Origin of the sequence: Variovorax boronicumulans (assembly GCF_040544675.1) — a bacterium.
Classification (GTDB): Bacteria; Pseudomonadota; Gammaproteobacteria; order Burkholderiales; family Burkholderiaceae_C; genus Variovorax; species Variovorax boronicumulans_D.
In genome coordinates this window covers 1-15,958 of record NZ_JBEPKK010000028.1, presented here as the reverse complement: position 1 = coordinate 15,958, position 15,958 = coordinate 1, and the positions used below count along the sequence as shown (strand labels likewise).

The 15,958-nt window shown below is 65.2% G+C and carries 14 protein-coding genes and 1 tRNA gene; 2 read left to right on the top strand and 13 right to left on the bottom strand.

The window, feature by feature from the left end; all coding sequences use genetic code 11:
* Nucleotides 1-204: 204 nt before the first annotated feature.
* The 9 genes from ABIC90_RS26855 to oxc form a co-directional block, all read right to left on the bottom strand.
* Entirely contained in the window at nt 205-1,218 is a 1,014-nt protein-coding gene (locus tag ABIC90_RS26855; RefSeq protein WP_354359705.1) for a 2-dehydropantoate 2-reductase, read from the bottom strand.
* A gap of 201 nt (nt 1,219-1,419) precedes the next feature.
* Nucleotides 1,420-2,190 carry a fumarylacetoacetate hydrolase family protein gene (locus ABIC90_RS26850; protein ID WP_354359703.1) on the bottom strand — a complete coding sequence of 257 codons (771 nt, stop codon included), beginning with the start codon at nt 2,188-2,190 and terminating at the stop codon, nt 1,420-1,422.
* 32 nt (nt 2,191-2,222) lie between these two features.
* Nucleotides 2,223-3,122, bottom strand: coding sequence for a succinate--CoA ligase subunit alpha (gene sucD, locus ABIC90_RS26845; protein WP_354359701.1), 900 nt, complete (start codon nt 3,120-3,122; stop codon nt 2,223-2,225).
* A gap of 340 nt (nt 3,123-3,462) precedes the next feature.
* Nucleotides 3,463-4,632, bottom strand: a complete 1,170-nt coding sequence (gene sucC, locus ABIC90_RS26840; protein ID WP_354359699.1) for an ADP-forming succinate--CoA ligase subunit beta — start codon at nt 4,630-4,632, stop codon at nt 3,463-3,465.
* A gap of 13 nt (nt 4,633-4,645) precedes the next feature.
* The gene (locus tag ABIC90_RS26835) at nt 4,646-4,978 is read right to left on the bottom strand and encodes a hypothetical protein (protein WP_436318248.1); all 333 of its coding nucleotides are present in this window, start codon (nt 4,976-4,978) and stop codon (nt 4,646-4,648) included.
* A 228-nt stretch (nt 4,979-5,206) separates the two neighbouring features.
* The gene (frc, locus tag ABIC90_RS26830; RefSeq protein WP_354359697.1) at nt 5,207-6,454 is read right to left on the bottom strand and encodes a formyl-CoA transferase; all 1,248 of its coding nucleotides are present in this window, start codon (nt 6,452-6,454) and stop codon (nt 5,207-5,209) included.
* A gap of 28 nt (nt 6,455-6,482) precedes the next feature.
* Nucleotides 6,483-6,917, bottom strand: coding sequence for a PAS domain-containing protein (locus ABIC90_RS26825; protein ID WP_354359695.1), 435 nt, complete (start codon nt 6,915-6,917; stop codon nt 6,483-6,485).
* 33 nt (nt 6,918-6,950) lie between these two features.
* Complete coding sequence (gene frc, locus ABIC90_RS26820; RefSeq protein ID WP_354359693.1) at nt 6,951-8,204, bottom strand: formyl-CoA transferase; 1,254 nt, start codon at nt 8,202-8,204, stop codon at nt 6,951-6,953.
* 39 nt (nt 8,205-8,243) lie between these two features.
* Nucleotides 8,244-10,076, bottom strand: a complete 1,833-nt coding sequence (gene oxc, locus ABIC90_RS26815) for an oxalyl-CoA decarboxylase (RefSeq protein ID WP_354359691.1) — start codon at nt 10,074-10,076, stop codon at nt 8,244-8,246.
* A gap of 165 nt (nt 10,077-10,241) precedes the next feature.
* On the opposite strand from oxc, the gene ABIC90_RS26810 reads away from it, so the two are divergent.
* Nucleotides 10,242-10,850, top strand: a complete 609-nt coding sequence (locus tag ABIC90_RS26810) for a Crp/Fnr family transcriptional regulator (RefSeq protein WP_354359689.1) — start codon at nt 10,242-10,244, stop codon at nt 10,848-10,850.
* Between the two features lie 139 nt (nt 10,851-10,989).
* Here the strand turns inward: ABIC90_RS26810 and ABIC90_RS26805 are convergent, their stop codons facing one another.
* From ABIC90_RS26805 to ABIC90_RS26790, 4 genes are all read right to left on the bottom strand, one after another.
* A complete protein-coding gene (locus ABIC90_RS26805) occupies nt 10,990-11,826 on the bottom strand; it encodes a cytidylate kinase family protein (protein ID WP_354359687.1) in 837 nt (278 codons plus the stop codon).
* 21 nt (nt 11,827-11,847) lie between these two features.
* Nucleotides 11,848-13,380: a tripartite tricarboxylate transporter permease gene (locus ABIC90_RS26800; protein ID WP_354359685.1), complete on the bottom strand. Its 1,533-nt coding sequence runs from the start codon at nt 13,378-13,380 to the stop codon at nt 11,848-11,850.
* Between the two features lie 27 nt (nt 13,381-13,407).
* Nucleotides 13,408-13,929 (bottom strand): tripartite tricarboxylate transporter TctB family protein, encoded by a 522-nt coding sequence (locus ABIC90_RS26795; protein ID WP_354359683.1) that lies wholly within the window; start codon nt 13,927-13,929, stop codon nt 13,408-13,410.
* Nucleotides 13,930-14,062: 133 nt separating this feature from the next.
* A complete protein-coding gene (locus ABIC90_RS26790; RefSeq protein ID WP_436318249.1) occupies nt 14,063-15,118 on the bottom strand; it encodes a Bug family tripartite tricarboxylate transporter substrate binding protein in 1,056 nt (351 codons plus the stop codon).
* A gap of 273 nt (nt 15,119-15,391) precedes the next feature.
* Here ABIC90_RS26790 and ABIC90_RS26785 point away from each other — a divergent pair.
* Nucleotides 15,392-15,466 (top strand) — tRNA-Arg (locus tag ABIC90_RS26785).
* Nucleotides 15,467-15,958: the final 492 nt, after the last annotated feature.

Here is a 15,958-nt window from a genome sequence, read left to right as displayed (position 1 = left end):
CTCTTGGGTGCGGGGGGGGGGGGCCCCCCCCCCCCCCCCCCCCCCCCCCCCCCCGCCCCCCCCCCCGCCCCCCCCCCCCCCCCCCCCCCCCCCCCCCCCCCCCCCCCCCCCCCCCCCGGGGCGGTGGATACGGTCTCAGCGATGGAAAGGCCCGGTGCCCCCACCCCGGCCCTCCCCCAGCGGGGGAGGGAGAAAGACACGGCGTCATGCCGCAACCTCATGCAGCTTCACGCGCCCGCGTTGCTCTTCCATCGTCCGCGCCAGCAGCTTCACCAGCGTGTACACCGTGTCGATGTGCGGCGTCGATGTGTCGGTGAGCCGCGCCAGCTCGACCACCGCGCCCACCAGCGCGTCGATCTCCGGCGCGCGGCCGGCTTCGACATCCTGCAGCATCGAGGTCTTGTGCTTGCCCACTTTTTCGGCGCCGGCGATGCGCTTGTCCAGCGTCACGCGGAACTCGATGCCCAGCTTGTGCGCCACGGCCTGGGCCTCGCGCATCATCGCGGCGGCCAGGTCGCGCGACGGCGGGTACTGGCAGATGTCCACGAGTGTCGAATGCGAGAGGCTGCTGATCGGGTTGAAGGTGAGGTTGCCCCAGAGCTTGAGCCAGATCTCGGCGCGGATGTCGTCCAGCACCGGCGCCTTGAAGCCCGCGCCGGTGAAGCAGGCCGAGACGCGGTTCACCCGATCGGTCGAAGAGCCGTCGAGCTCGCCGACCGGGAAGCGATCGCCCTCGATGTGCTTCACCACACCCGGCGCGATGAGCTCCGAGGCGGGATACACCACGCACCCGATCACCCGCTCGGCCGGGATCTTCGCGCTCACCAGCCCCGTCGCATCGACGCTGCGCACCGGCGTGCCCTCGAACGCGCCGCCGTGCTTGTGGAAGTACCAGTACGGAATGCCGTTCTGCATGGTCACGACCACTGTCTCGGGGCCGAAGAGCTTGGGCACGTCGTTCGCCACCGCTTCGACCTGGTGTGCCTTCATCGCGAGGATGACGATGTCCTGCGGCCCGGCTTCGTCATAGCTGTCGGTGGCCTTCACGTTGCGCGCCACCTGCTCCTGCCCTTCGGCCGAGACCAGCTTGAAGCCGTCCGCCTGGATGGCCGCGAGGTTGGCCCCTCGCACGATGAACGTCACGTCCTCGCCGGCCAGCGCGAGTTTCGCGCCCACCAGGCCGCCGATGGCGCCTGCGCCGATGACTGCAATCTTCATGTTGTCGATCCCCAAGAGTTGAATTCTTTGCGCGGCGCTGTCCACGACACGCACCGGATGAAACGCAGCGCGCCTCCCAAATCGAAAGGCCATGCCAGGGCACCCATGGAACCGGATTCGCCGGGCCATCGGGTGCGCCCCCTTGAGGGGGGATCCGAAGCGACACGAAGTGCGCGGAGGTTCGGGGGTGGGCTCATCGTTTCAACCGAAGCGGTTGCAGAGCGTGCCGATGCCCTCGATGCCGATCTCGACCTGGCTGCCCGGCTTCATCGAGCCCACGCCCACCGAGGTGCCGCACAGGATCACGTCGCCGGGGTGCAGCGTCATGTCCTGCGAGATCAGGCTGACCAGCTGCTGCACGGAAAAGCGCATGTCGCTGATCGGGTAGTTCTGCCGCTCTTCGCCGTTGAGCACTGTGGTGACGACCAGCGTCGTGGGGTCCAGGCCGGTGGCGACCACCGGGCCCATCGGGCAGAAGGTGTCGAAGCCCTTGGCGCGCACCCACTGCGCGAACGAAGCGTCTCGGTTCAGGATGTCGGCCACCGTCACGTCGTTGGCGCAGGTGTAGCCGAACACGTGGTCCAGCGCATCGGCTTCGGCCACGGCCGTGCAGGTCTTGCCGATGACGATGCCCAGCTCGCCTTCGAACACCACCTTGCCCTCGCACAGGGGCTTCCTGATCGCATCGCCGTGGGCCGCGAAGGAATTGGGCGCCTTCAGCAGGTACAGCGGCTCGGCGGGAACCGGCAGGCCCAGCTTCGCGCCGAGCGCGTGGAAGTTGTTCCACAGCGCGATGACCTTCGTGGGTTCGGACGGCGTGAGCAGCTTCAGCCCGGCCAGCACGAACACGCGGCCCGTGGGTTCCGAGCGCCCGTACATGTCGCCCTGGTGCTCGTGCACCGCATCGCCCTCGACGGTGCCGAAAGCGGCCTTGCCGGCGTCTTCGAAGCGGACCCATTGCTGCTTTTTCATTTGTCGTGTGTGCTTTCTTTGCTACGGACAATTCAGTCGAACGGCAGGTAGTCGGGAACAACGAGCGACGCGAGCAGCTTCCCCATCTCGGCCGGATTGCCGGTCACGTGGATGCCGCACGCCTTCATCACCGCGAGCTTGTGCTGCGCGGTGCCGCACCCGCCCGAGACGATGGCGCCCGCGTGGCCCATGCGTTTGCCGGGCGGTGCGGTGGCGCCGGCGATGAAGCCGACCACCGGCTTGGTCATGTGGTCCTTGATCCAGTGCGCGCAGATCTCTTCTTCGTTGCCGCCGATTTCGCCGACCATGATCACGGCGTCGGTGCGCGGGTCGTCGTTGAACATCTTGAGCACGTCGATGTGCTTGAGCCCGCCGACCGGGTCACCGCCGATGCCCACCACCGTCGACTGCCCGATGCCGTAGCGCTTCAACTGGCTCGCGGCCTCGTAGGTCAGCGTGCCCGAGCGCGACACGATGCCGATGCGCCCGCGCTGGTGGATATGCCCGGGCATGATCCCGATCTTGATTTCGTCGGGCGTGATGAGGCCGGGGCAGTTGGGCCCGAGCAGCAGTGTCTTGCTGCCTTCCATGCGATGGCGGGTGCGGATCATGTCGCGCACCGGAATGCCTTCGGTGATGCAGATGACGAGCTCCATGCCCGCATCGACTGCTTCGTCGATGGCGGCAGCGGCGAACGGCGGCGGCACGTAGATGACGGAGACGGTCGCGCCTGTTTCGGCCTTGGCGTCTTTCACGGTGCCGAACACGGGAATGCCGTCGAAAGACTTGCCGGCCTTGTGCGGGTTGACGCCGGCGACAAAGCACTTCTGGCCGTTGCCGTAGTCGCGGCACATGGCGGTGTGGAACTGGCCTGTCTTGCCGGTGATGCCCTGCGTGATGACGCGGGTGTGTTTGTTGATGAGGATCGACATTTCAGTTCACCTCCTCGTCCTGTTTTTGTTCTGGGCGCTGCTGTTCGGGGCGCGTGCGCAGATCACCGGGTACTCCCCTCCGCGAATGTCCCCCGGGCTTCGCCCTCCTCCTTGATTTCGCTGCGGGGAGCACCCGGTGCTCCGCGCACCTGGGCACGCTGCCGGTGCTTCGCTGATCAACAACGGCTCCGAATAACGGTCACGCCGATGGGGTGCCTTGCGCAGCGAAATAAAGGAGGAGCCCGAAGGGCGGGGGACATTCGCGGAGCAAGGTACCCCGTCGGCGTGATCGCGCCCCGAATGACCCATGCGTCGACGAATCGAAGAACAAGCCTTCATCTCAATGCCCCCGCCGAGCCGCGGCTACGACCAGTTCCGCAGCCTCCGCCATGTCGTCGGCCGTGATGAGCTTCAGCCCCGACTGCGCAAGCACTGTCCGGCCCAGGCTCTCGTTGGTGCCCTTCATGCGGACCACGAGCGGCACCGACAGTTCGACCTCTCGCGCGGCGGCGACGATGCCGCGGGCGATCACGTCGCACTTCATGATGCCGCCGAAGATGTGGACCAAGATGGCGCGCAGGTTCGGGTTGCGCAGCATCAGCTTGAACGCCTGCGTCACCTTCTCGGCCGTGGCACCGCCGCCCACATCCAGGAAGTTGGCGGGCGAACCGCCGTAGAGCTTGATCACATCCATCGTCGCCATCGCAAGGCCCGCACCGTTGACCAGGCAACCGATGTCGCCCTCGAGCGCGACGTACGACAGGTCGAAACGCGAGGCTTCCAGTTCGGCCGCGTCTTCCTCGTCGAAGTCGCGCATCGCGGCGATCTCCGGCTGGCGATAGAGCGCGTTGGGGTCGAAGCTGAACCTGGCGTCCAGCGCGAAGATCCGGCCGTCGCGCGTGACCACCAGCGGGTTGATTTCGGCGAGCGAGGCATCGCTGGCGTCGAAGGCCTGGTAGAGGTTCTGCATCAGCGTGCGCGCCTGCACCACCGACTTGCCCGACAGGCCGATGCCGCGCGCCACGATGTCGGCCTCGGTGCCTTTGAGGCCGGTGGCGGGGTCGATGAAGATCTTGTGGATGCTGGCGGGCGTGCGGGCGGCGACCTCTTCAATGTCCATGCCGCCTTCGCTGGACGCCATCAGCGCAACGCGGCCGCTGTCGCGGTCGACCACCAGGGCCAGGTAGAGCGCCTTGTCGACCTCGATGCCCTCTTCCACCAGCAGGCGCTTCACCACCCGGCCCTCGGGGCCGGTCTGGTGGGTCTTCAGGGTCATGCCGAGCATCTGGGTGGCGTGGCGCCGCACTTCCTCGACCGACCAGGCGAGCTTGACGCCGCCGCCCTTGCCGCGGCCGCCGGCGTGGATCTGCGCCTTCACCACCCACGCACGGCCGCCCAGGCGGGTGGCGGCGGCCGCGGCTTCGTCGGCCGAGGCGCAGGCAAATCCACGGGGCGTGGGCACGCCGTATTTGCGCAATACGTCCTTGCCCTGGTATTCGTGGATATTCATGTCGGCGATGGCTTCAGGCGCCGATTTCCGCGCCGTGGCTCTCGGCCCAATTGAAATAGCGCCGGGTGCCGAGGCCAGCGCTCAATTCGCGCTGCTGGTGCTCTTCTTTCTTTTGCTCGATGGCCTCGGCCAGGAATTTGGCGTCATAGGCGCGCAGCAGATGCGGCTGATGGGTATTCAAATAATGGCGAACCCGCTCGCCGCCGTCCTGGCTCTGGCGCAGCAATTGGCAATAGGTTTCACGGTCCCAGTGCCAGCGCAGACCCAGCTCGTAGAAAGCGGCGTTGTAAGCGTTGCGCTCGGTCTCGGAGCTCCAGTATTGAATGGGCGCATCTTCGATCATCATGAAATTTCTCCTGGAAATTGAATGCCGGGCAACAAATGGGTGGCGGGTCGGCATGATCAAAATGTAGGTTCGATGATCGATAAATAATAGTTAAACTATTTTATTGAATGCATTTGCAATGCGTTATGTGTTAATTTCCAAAAACAGGCACACCAATCCATTGCAAATGGCTTTCGCCATTTGCAAACCAATTCGTCTGTCGATCGATCAGCGCGTGCTGCTAATTCTTCAAATCACGCGCTCGGTGCGCAGCATGGCGATTTCGTCCACTCCATAGCCCAATTGCCGGAGCACTTCTTCGGTGTGCTCGCCCAGCAAGGGCGCCCGGGTCACCTCGGTCGGGCTGTCGGACATCTTGATGGGGTTGCCCACCGTCAGGTACCTGCCGCGCGTGGGGTGGTCCACCTCCACGATGGTCCCGGTCTCGCGCAGCGATTCGTCGGCCGCGATTTCCTTCATCGACAGGATCGGGCCGCACGGAATGTCGAACTCGTTGAGGATGTCCATGGCCTCGAACTTGGTCTTGGTCATGGTCCATTGCTCGATGCGCGCGAAGATGGGCTTCAGGTGCAGCAAGCGCGCGGCCGGCGTGGCGTAGGCCTCGTCGGTGATCCAGCCCTCTTCGCCGATCACCTTGCACACCGCGGGCCACACCGCGCCCTGCGTGATGAAGTAGATGTAGGCGTTGGGGTCGGTCTCCCAGCCCTTGCACTTCAGGATGGAGCCCGGCTGCCCGCCGCCCGACGCGTTGCCCGCGCGCGGCACCGCGTCGCCGAACTTGCCGTCGGGGTACTGCGGGTATTCGTGCAGCGTGCCTGTGCGCTCCAGGCGCTGCTGGTCGCGCATCTTCACCCGGCACAGGTTGAGCACGGCGTCCTGCATGGGGGCCAGCACCTGCTGGCCGCGGCCGGTGCTGTTGCGCTGGAACAGCGCGGCCAGGATGCCCAGCGCCAGGTGCAGGCCGGTGCCGCTGTCGCCGATCTGCGCGCCGGTGACCACGGGCGGGCCGTCGTCGAAGCCGGTGGTCGATGCGGCGCCGCCGGCGCACTGGGCCACGTTCTCATAAACCTTGCAATGCTCGTACTTGCCGGGACCGAAGCCCTTGACCGAGGCGACGATCATCCTGGGGTTGAGCTTCTGGATGTGCGCCCAGGTGATGCCCATGCGGTCGAGCGCGCCGGGCGCGAAGTTCTCCACCAGCACGTCGCAGGTCTTGATCAGCGTGTCCAGCACCTGCTTGCCCTTGGGGTTCTTGGTGTCCAGCGTGATCGAGCGCTTGTTGTGGTTCAGCATCGTGAAGTAGAGGCTGTCCGTGCCCTGGATGTCGCGCAGCTGGCCGCGCGTGGCGTCGCCTTCGCCGGCACGCTCGACCTTGATGACGTCGGCGCCGAACCACGCCAGGAGCTGCGTGCAGGTGGGGCCCGACTGCACATGGGTGAAGTCGAGAATGCGGACGCCTTCAAGTGCCTTGCTCATCGTGTGTCTTTCGGATTTGTCTCGGTTTTTATCTGATCGCTGCGGCTTCGACTTCTACCAGACGGGCGCGCAATTTGCGCTCCTCGGCAAAGCGGGCGGTCTCGTCGCGCACGATGGCGACGATGCCTGAAACCTGTTGATCCTGCGAGAACAGCATCGACACCGTGAACGCGATGGAGAGCGTGTCGCCGTCCTTGTGCAGGGCGGGCACGCGCAGCACGTCGGCACCGTACTTGGTGACCGCCGTCTCCATCGTCTTGTTGTAGCCGTCCCAGTGCCGCTGGCGTTGCCGCACCGGGATGATGATGTCCAGCGACTGGCCGAGCGCCTCGGCTTCGGTGAACCCGAAGATGCGCTCGGCAGCCTTGTTCCAGAACGTGATCGCACCCTTGGCGTTGCAGACCATGATGGCGTCGCCGGCCCCGGCGACGAGTTGCTCGAAATCGATGGTCGGTTCGGACAAGGTGCGCTCCCGCTTTCTCTTCTGGCTGCGGCCTCAGACCGCCTTGGCTTCGCGCAGGTTGTCGATCTGTGCCTTCGAATAGCCCAGCTCGGACAACACTTCGTCGGTGTGCTCGCCCAGGAGCGGCGAGCCGGTGATCTCGGGCTTGAGGTCCGAGAACTTGATCGGGCTGCCCACGGTGAAGTAGCTGCCGCGCTCCTTGTGCGGCACTTCGACGATGGAGCCGCTGGCGCGCAGTGACGGGTCGTGCAGCAGTTCCTTCATCGTCAGCACCGGCGCGCAGGGAATGTCGAACTTGCGCAGGATGTCGACCGCCTCGAACTTGGTCTTGTCGGCCAGCCAGCCCTCGATGGTGGCGAAGATGTCCATGATGTGCGGCTGACGCGCCTTGGGCGTCATGTAGTCGGGGTCGGTCTTCCACTCGGGCTTGCCGATGGCGTCGCAGATCGGCGCCCATGCATGGCCCTGCACCGTGAAGTAGATGTAGGCGTTCGGGTCGGTCTGCCAACCCTTGCACTTGAGCACCCAGCCCGGCTGGCCGCCGCCGCCGGCATTGCCGCCGCGCGGCACCACGTCGCTGAAGGTGCCGTGCGGGTACTGCGGGTATTCCTCCAGGTAGCCGAGCTTGTCCAGGCGCAGCTGGTCGCGCATCTTCACGCGGCAAAGGTTGAGCACGGCGTCCTGCATGGCGCAGGCCACGCGCTGGCCCTTGCCGGTCTGCTGGCGGCCGATGATGGCCGTGAGGATGCCGATGGCCAGGTGCATGCCGGTGTTGCTGTCGCCAAGAGCCGCCGCGCTCACGGTCGGCGGGCCGTCCCAGAAGCCGGTGGTCGACGCGGCGCCGCCCGCGCACTGCGCGACGTTCTCGTACACCTTCAGGTCGTCGTAGTGGTGGCCGTCGCTGAAGCCCTTGACCGAGGCGACGATCATCTTGGGGTTCAGCTCCTGGATGCGTTCCCAGGTGAAGCCCATGCGGTCCAGCGCGCCGGGGCCGAAGTTCTCGACCAGCACGTCCGATTCCTTGATGAGCTTTTCCAGCACCACCTTGCCTTCGGGCTGCTTGGTGTCCAGCGTGAGCGAGCGCTTGTTGCTGTTGAGCATGGTGAAGTAGAGCGCGTCCACATCGGGAATGTCGCGCAGCTGCGAGCGCGTGACGTCGCCGGCGCCGGGGCGCTCGACCTTGATGACGTCGGCGCCGAACCAGGCCAGCATCTGCGTGCAGGCGGGACCGGCTTGCACGTGCGTGAAGTCGATGATCTTGATGCCGTTGAGGGGTTTGTTGCTCATGTGATTTCTCCTGGATGCTGGATGCTGAAAAACGAGGGACTACTTCTTCTTTGCCGTGCTGGGGTTCAGGCTGGTGATGCGGCCGCTTTCGGTGCCGGCGGTCTCGTCGATCACGGCGTTGATGAGGGTCGGGCGGCGCGAGGCGACGGCTTCGGCCAGGGCTGCTTGCAGTTCGTCGGCGGTGGTGGCGTTGACGCCCACGCCGCCGAAGGCCTCCATCAGCTTGTCGTAGCGCGCGTTCTTCACGAACACGGTGGGCGCCACGTCGGCGGTGCCGCTGGTGTTCACGTCGGTGCCGCGGTACACGCCGTTGTTGTTGAAGACGATGATGCAGATCGGCAGGTTGTAGCGGCAGATGGTCTCCACCTCCATGCCGCTGAAGCCGAAGGCGCTGTCGCCCTCGATGGCGATCACCGGCTTGTCGGTGACCACGGCGGCCGCAACGGCAAAGCCCATGCCGATGCCCATGATTCCCCAGGTGCCCACGTCCAGGCGCTTGCGCGGCTCGTACATGTCCACGATGCTGCGCGCGAAGTCCAGCGTGTTGGCGCCTTCGTTCACCACGATGGCATCGGGCCGTGCCTTGACCTGGTCGCGGATCACGCTGAGCGCGCTGTGGAAGTTCATCGGCGACGGACGCGCGGCGAGCGTGGCGGCCATCTTGGAGAGGTTCTTGTCCTTGCGCTCGGCGATGGCACCGGTCCATTCGGTCGGCGGCTTGGCCCACTTGGCATCGATGCCGCCCAGCAGCGCGGCCACGCAGGAGCCGATGTCGCCGATGACCGGTGCGGCGATGGCCACGTTGCTGTCGATCTCGGTCGGTGCGATGTCGATCTGGATGAACTGCTTGGCGCCCTTGTCCTGCGCCCAGGTCTTGCCCTTGCCGTGCGAGAGCAGCCAGTTCAGGCGCGCGCCGATGAGCATGACCACGTCGGCCTCCTGCAGCACATAGGAGCGTGCGGCGGCAGCGGACTGTTCGTGCGTGTCGGGCAGCAGGCCCTTGGCCATCGACATCGGCAGATAGGGAATGCCCGTTTTCTCGACCAGCGCGCGAATGTCGGCATCGGCCTGCGCATACGCGGCGCCCTTGCCCAGCAGGATGAGCGGCTTCTTCGCGCCCTTGAGCAGGTCGAGCGCGCGCTTGACGGCGTCGGGCGCGGGGATCTGGCGCGGCGCGGGGTCGATCACCTTGATGAGCGAGGCCTTGCCCTTGGCCGCGTCCATGGTCTGGGCGAAGAGCTTGGCCGGCAGATCGAGGTACACGCCGCCCGGGCGGCCCGACAGCGCCGAGCGGATGGCGCGGGCGATGCCCACGCCGATGTCTTCGGCATGCAGCACGCGGAAGGCGGCCTTGCACAGCGGCTTGGCGATGGCCAGCTGGTCCATCTCTTCGTAGTCGCCCTGCTGCAGGTCGACGATTTCGCGTTCGCTCGATCCGCTGATGAGGATCATCGGGAAGCAGTTGGTGGTCGCGTTGGCCAGTGCGGTCAGGCCGTTGAGAAAGCCGGGCGCCGACACCGTGAGGCAGATGCCGGGCTTCTGCGTGAGAAAGCCCGCAGCCGCAGCCGCGTTGCCCGCGTGCTGTTCGTGGCGGAACGAAATGACCCGAAGGCCCTCGGCCTGCGCCATGCGCGTGAGGTCGGTGATGGGAATGCCGGGCAGGCCGAAGATGGTGTCGATGTCGTTCAGCTTCAGCGCATCGATGACCAGGTGAAAGCCGTCGATGGTTTCCGCCGTCGCGGCCGCGTCGCCTTCGGCCACCGGCTTGAGGGCGCGCACGACCGCCGCATCGCCGTCCGCGGCCCGGCCGGTGGGCTTGAGGGCGTCGTCCAGCGTGGTGGATGCCTCTTTGTCCGTTCTTACTGAAGACATGTCTCTCCTTGTGCTTTGGTGAATGGCCGAGGCCCGAGCCGGGACTATGATTCGGGGGCATGCTTTCGAACGTTGACCTCGGTCAACTTTCCGGAAAACGGCACCGGCCTGAACCCCAGGCCGGAACCTGAAGTTGTTGTTGCGAGTTCGAACAAGACGGGACCCATGACGTTGTTGGAAAACCACCCGGAAAAAAACATCATTCGCGCGCAGCTACGGCAGAACGTGTTGCTCAAGGACCTGAGCGAGAGCGACCGCGCCGAGCTCGAAGCCCATCTGGTCATCGTGGACGGCAACAAGGGCGACTTCCTTTTGCACCAGGGCGTGCGCGAGATGGAGCAGTACTTCATCCTGGACGGCATCCTCAAGCGCGTGGTGAGCAACCCGGAGGGCAAGGAAATGATCCTTCGCTTCGCCGACGAGCACGACATGGAAACCAGCTACGCGGCCCTGCGCCTGGGCACGCCGACGCCCTACGGCATCGTGTGCGTCACCAAGGCCCGCGTGGCGAGCCTGCCGCTGAAGGAATGGATCACCTTCCTGGACAAGCACGCGCAGACCAAGGAACTCTTCGAGTACCTGGTGATGAAGGGAATGAGCGAAATCATGGCGCACACCATCACGCTGCACCTGCTGGATGCGCCGGGGCGGGTGCATCGGTTCATGAGGAAGCATCCGGAGCTGGAAGACCGGATTCCCAGCAAGGAGCTGGCTTCTTATCTCAATCTGTCGGCGGAGACGCTGAGCCGGTTGAGGAAGCGCGGAAAAATCTAGGCGCTGGCGTTTACTCCCTCCCCTTCCGGGGGAGGGTGGGGGTGGGGGCACGCGGCGTTGGAATTGCTGGCCGCGCTTCGATGAAAGCCGTCGTGCCCCCACCCCAGCCCTCCCCCAGAGGGGGGGAGAAATACAAGGCTCAGGTCTGTTTGGCGGATGCAAAGCGACGAGACGTTGCCATCAACCGCAGCTGGTTGTGCACCCCCGTCACACCGGCCACGGTCGCGACCACAGCCTCCGTCTGCTCCCGCTCCTGCGAGTTCAGGACGATCCCGCGCAGGATCACCTCTCCCTGGTTCGCATTGACCGTGACGCGTATGTCGCTGGTCTCAGCCTGCTCTTTCAGCGCCGCCTTCACCCGCGCCTCCAGCGCCATGTTCTTCAGCAGCGCGCGCGATGCCGGCGTTTCCGCGAACTCGGGCCGCGCCACCAGCTGGCGGATCTGCTCGACGCAACTGTCGACCGTCATGCGATCGGTGTTGAGCACCAGGTCGTAGAGCACCGGGTCGCCCCAGGTCACGCCGAATTGCGCATGCATGCGCGCGGCATGCGCCTGGTCGCTGCGTCGGATCTCCGCTTCCGCGAAGGCAGCGTCGTCCGTTTCAAGATCGCCCATCAGCCATTCGACGCGCTTGTCCATCGACCGCGTGATGCGCACGCACACCACATGCGGCACAGGCCGCAGCAAACAGGTGGCGCCCCAGCCGCGCAGCACCACGTTGCCACGATCGGCCAGCGCGAACAGTTCGTCGGCCGTGTAGAGCGCCACGCTGCGCTGGTCGGTTTTCAGCCGCTCGAAGAGGCCGGCCTTGCCGCCGCGCAGCCGGCCGATCAGGCTCTTGGGCACCTGCATTTTTTCAGCCACATGGTCGATGACCTCGTGGCGCATCACGGCGAGCGAGAGCGCTTCCGCGAGCTTGACCGACACATCCTTGGCGAGGGAACCCATCTCCTGGGTCAGTGCGATGACTGGCATGTGTGTGCTCCTTGTTCCCGCTCAATCGACCGGCCGTTCGACGGCGAACTCGTCGGGCTTCTTCGGCGGCTTGATCATGGCCAGCACCTTGGAGATCAGCGGCCAGAACAGCAGCACCAGGGCCAGCGTCGTGATGCCGCCGACCAGCGGGTTCGCGAACATGATCATCACGTCGCCTTGCGAGACCAGCATGGCCTGCCTGAACGAGTCTTCCGCCTTGTCCCCCAGCACCAGGGCAAGCACCAGCGGCGCCAGCGGAAAGTCCAGCTTCTTGAACAGGTAGCCGATGACGCCGAAGCCCAGCATGAACCAGATGTCGAGCATCGCGTTGTGCACGGTGTACGCACCGATGGCGCAGATCACGATGATCACCGGCGCGATGATCGAGAACGGAATGCGCAGGATCGAGGCGAACAGCGGCACCGTGCTCAGCACCACGATCAGGCCCACGATGTTGCCCAGGTACATGCTGGCGATGAGGCCCCAGACAAAGTCCTTCTGCTCGGTGAACAGCAGCGGCCCGGGCTGCAGGCCCCAGATCAGCAGGCCGCCCAGCAGCACGGCAGCGGTGGGCGATCCGGGAATGCCCAGCGCCAGCATCGGCAGCAGCGCGCTGGTGCCCGCGGCATGCGCCGCGGTCTCGGGTGCGACCACGCCTTCCATCTGGCCGGTGCCGAACTTGGAGCCGCGCTTGGACATCTTCTTGGCCAGGCCGTAGGCCATGAACGAAGCCGGCGTGGCACCGCCCGGGGTGATGCCCATCCAGATCCCGATGAGCGAGCTGCGCAGCGAGGTCACCCAGTACTGCGGCAGCTGCTTCCAGGTTTGCAGCACCACCTTGGGGTCGATCTTGGCGCTCTTGCCCGAGAACTTGAGGCCCTCCTCCATCGACAGCAAAATTTCGCCGATGCCGAAGAGACCGATCACCGCGATCAGGAAGTCGAAGCCGCGCATCAGCTCGGGCTGGCCGAAGGTCAGCCGCAGCTGGCCGGTGACCGTGTCCATGCCCACCGAGGCCAACGCGAAGCCCAGCGCCATGGACGCGAGGATCTTGAAGGGCGAGCCCTTGCCCATGCCCACGAAGCTGCAAAAGGTGAGCAGGTACACCGCGAAGAATTCAGGTGACCCGAACTTGAGCGCAAACTTGGCCACCAGCGGCGCAAGGAAGGTGATCATCACCACCGCGATGAAGGCGCCCACGAAGGACGAGGTGAACGCCGTGGTCAGCGCCGCGCCTGCATTGCCCTGCTGCGCCATCGGATAGCCGTCGAAGGTGGTGGCCACCGACCAGGGCTCGCCCGGGATGTTGAACAGGATCGAGGTGATCGCCCCGCCGAACAACGCGCCCCAGTAGATGCACGACAACATGATGATGGCCGAGGTCGGCGACATCGTGAAGGTCAGGGGCAGCAGAATCGCCACCCCGTTGGCGCCGCCCAGCCCCGGCAGCACGCCGATGAGCACCCCCAGGATGATCCCGATGAACATCAGGCCGATGTTCGTCGGCGTGAGGATCACTGCAAAGCCCTGCATCAGGGCGCTGATTTCTTCCATTTCGCTTGTGCTCCGTATTCAGTGGGTTCAGTAGCCGAGGAACCGGAGGGGGTCGAGCGCGCCTTTGAACAGCGGCACCTTGAACCACACCTCGAACATGCAGAAGAAAACCGTGTTCACCGCCAGGGCGGCGATGACGCTCTTGACCCACGAGTACTTGCCCAGCAGGATCATGAAGAGCGCGATGTACACCGCCGATGCGACATACAGCCCCACGAAGGTGATGGCCAGCACATACACCGTGGCCGGCAGCAGCACCGAGAGCACGCGCTTGAGCTGCACCGAGTCGACGAACACCTCGGTGTTGCGCTTCTTGCCCAGCAGCGACTGGTAGAGGATGCCGGCGCCCGAGATGGTGATGATCACGCCGATGAAGAAGGGAAAGTACCCCGACCCCGGCCCGTCCGTCGTCCAGCCCGCGCCCAGCTTGCGGGCCTCGAACACCACCACCAGGCCGATGACCAGCAGCACCACCGCCACCACCGCTTCAACCACATAGGTGGCAACGCCCGAGCGCGCCTGTCCGTCGGAAATTTCTTCGTGCTCCATGGAGCCCCCGTCGTCAATGAGAGTGAGTGAAATGCAGCAGCCCGGGCCGAACCGGATGGCGGGCCGTGCGCTGCGTGGCGATCCACCGGCCGGCCAGCGCACGGTGCCGGCGATGACCGGGTTGCCGGCCTGCTTACTTGTTGGCCGCCAGGAAGCCCGCTTCCGACATCAGCGTGCGGTGTGTGGCTTCGGCCGTGGTGAGCCAGTCGGCAAAGGGCTTGCCGGTCATGAAGGTCGGGTTGAAGGCGCCCTTCTCCATGTATTCCTTCCACTCCGGCGTGGCCGCCACCTTGGTCAGCAGGTCCACGTAGAACGCGAGCTGGTCGGGCGTGACGCCGGCGGGCATGAAGATGCCGCGCAGCATCGTGTAGTTGGTGGGCACGCCCGCTTCCTTGCAGGTGGGCACGTCGTTCCACGACTGCGTGTCGGTCACCTTGGTCTTGAAGGCCATGCGCTGGTCGTCGAACACGCACAGCGCGCGCAGCTTGCCGGCACGCCACTGCGCCACGGCCTCGATCGGGTTGTTGACCGTGGAGTGCACATGGCCGCCCACCAGCTGCACCGCCACCTCGCCGCCGCCCTTGAAGGGCACGTAGATGAACTTGGTGCCCGTGGCCTTCTCGAGCGCCACGGTGATGATCTGGTCTTCCTGCTTGGAGCCGGTGCCGGCCATCTTGAACTTGCTGGGCCCCGCGGCCTTGGCGGCGGCGACGTATTCGCCGGCCGTCTTGTAGGGCGCGTCGACGTTGGTCCACAGCACGAACTGGTCGAGCGCCATCATCGCGACGGGCGTCATGTCCTTCCAGTTGAAGGGCACGCCGGTGGCCATGGGCGTGGTGAACAGGTTCGACAGCGAGATGATGATCTTGTGCGGATCGCCCTTGGCCTCCTTCACCGCCAGGAAGCCTTCGGCGCCCGCGCCGCCCGACTTGTTGACCACGATGAGCGGCTCTTTCATGAGCTTGTACTTGATGACGATGCCCTGCAGCAGCCGCGCCATCTGGTCGGCACCGCCGCCGGTGCCGGCGGGAATCACGAACTCCACGGGTTTGGTCGGCTCCCAGGCGTGCGCCGGGACCGTGGCGGTGATGGCGGCCATCGCCAGGACGGCTGCGCCAACGGCTTTGGCGCGCAAGCTTCGGGTGATGGCACTGGTGGCAGCGCCGGCGTGCGAAGCGATGTTCTTCATCGTCATGTTTGTCTCCAGACTGTGTAAGGTGCGCCCGTTGTTCTTCTTGGATCTGAGCGGAGATACGAACAGGGCGGATGTTGCGCGCTGCTGCCGGAAAGCCGACTTGACCGAGGTCAACTTCTTGGAGATTTCGTATGCGGGTTAGCCCGCGCTGCCCGGGTTTTTGCACCGGCGCGGGGCGTGTGCGCGAACCGCGCGCGAAGGCCTATAAAATCGCACGGCGCACCGGCAGCCACCCGCCGGCAGGGTACCCAGCCCATCGCGCCGAATGTCTTCGTAGTTCAATGGATAGAACGGGGTCCTCCTAAGACTCAGATACAGGTTCGATTCCTGTCGAAGGCACCATGGAATCGAAGCGCAGCGTCTCACCAAGCCTCAATTCCCAGGCCTCGCCCGAGCACATACTGGTCCGCCGGCAGGGCATCGAGGACGAGTTGGTCTACGACGCGGGCGCAAAAAGCGATGGCAGCAACGATGACCCCGAGCGACAGACGCGCCACCTCAACGGCCTGCTGGACGTACGCGCTGATGAGGCCCACGCCCCTGTAGCAAGGGAAGGGGTCATACCCCGCTGTGCTCCTATCCGGCCCACTTTCGTCCCTGACTTTTGTCCCCGACTTCAGCGCTTCAAAAGGTCGGTCAACTTGTCCGTCCGATCGGACTGCGACTTGATCAAGCGGGTTTGTGCCTCCGACTCGCGCTGGCTAGCGGCTATCACCGCGCTCATCAACTGGCGGTACTTTGCTAGTGTCCTGTCCCGTTAATTCGTAGGCACGAGAACTGCTTGTGGTGAGGCATCCTTGGAGATGCTGCCATGCCCAACGCCCACGTACGCAC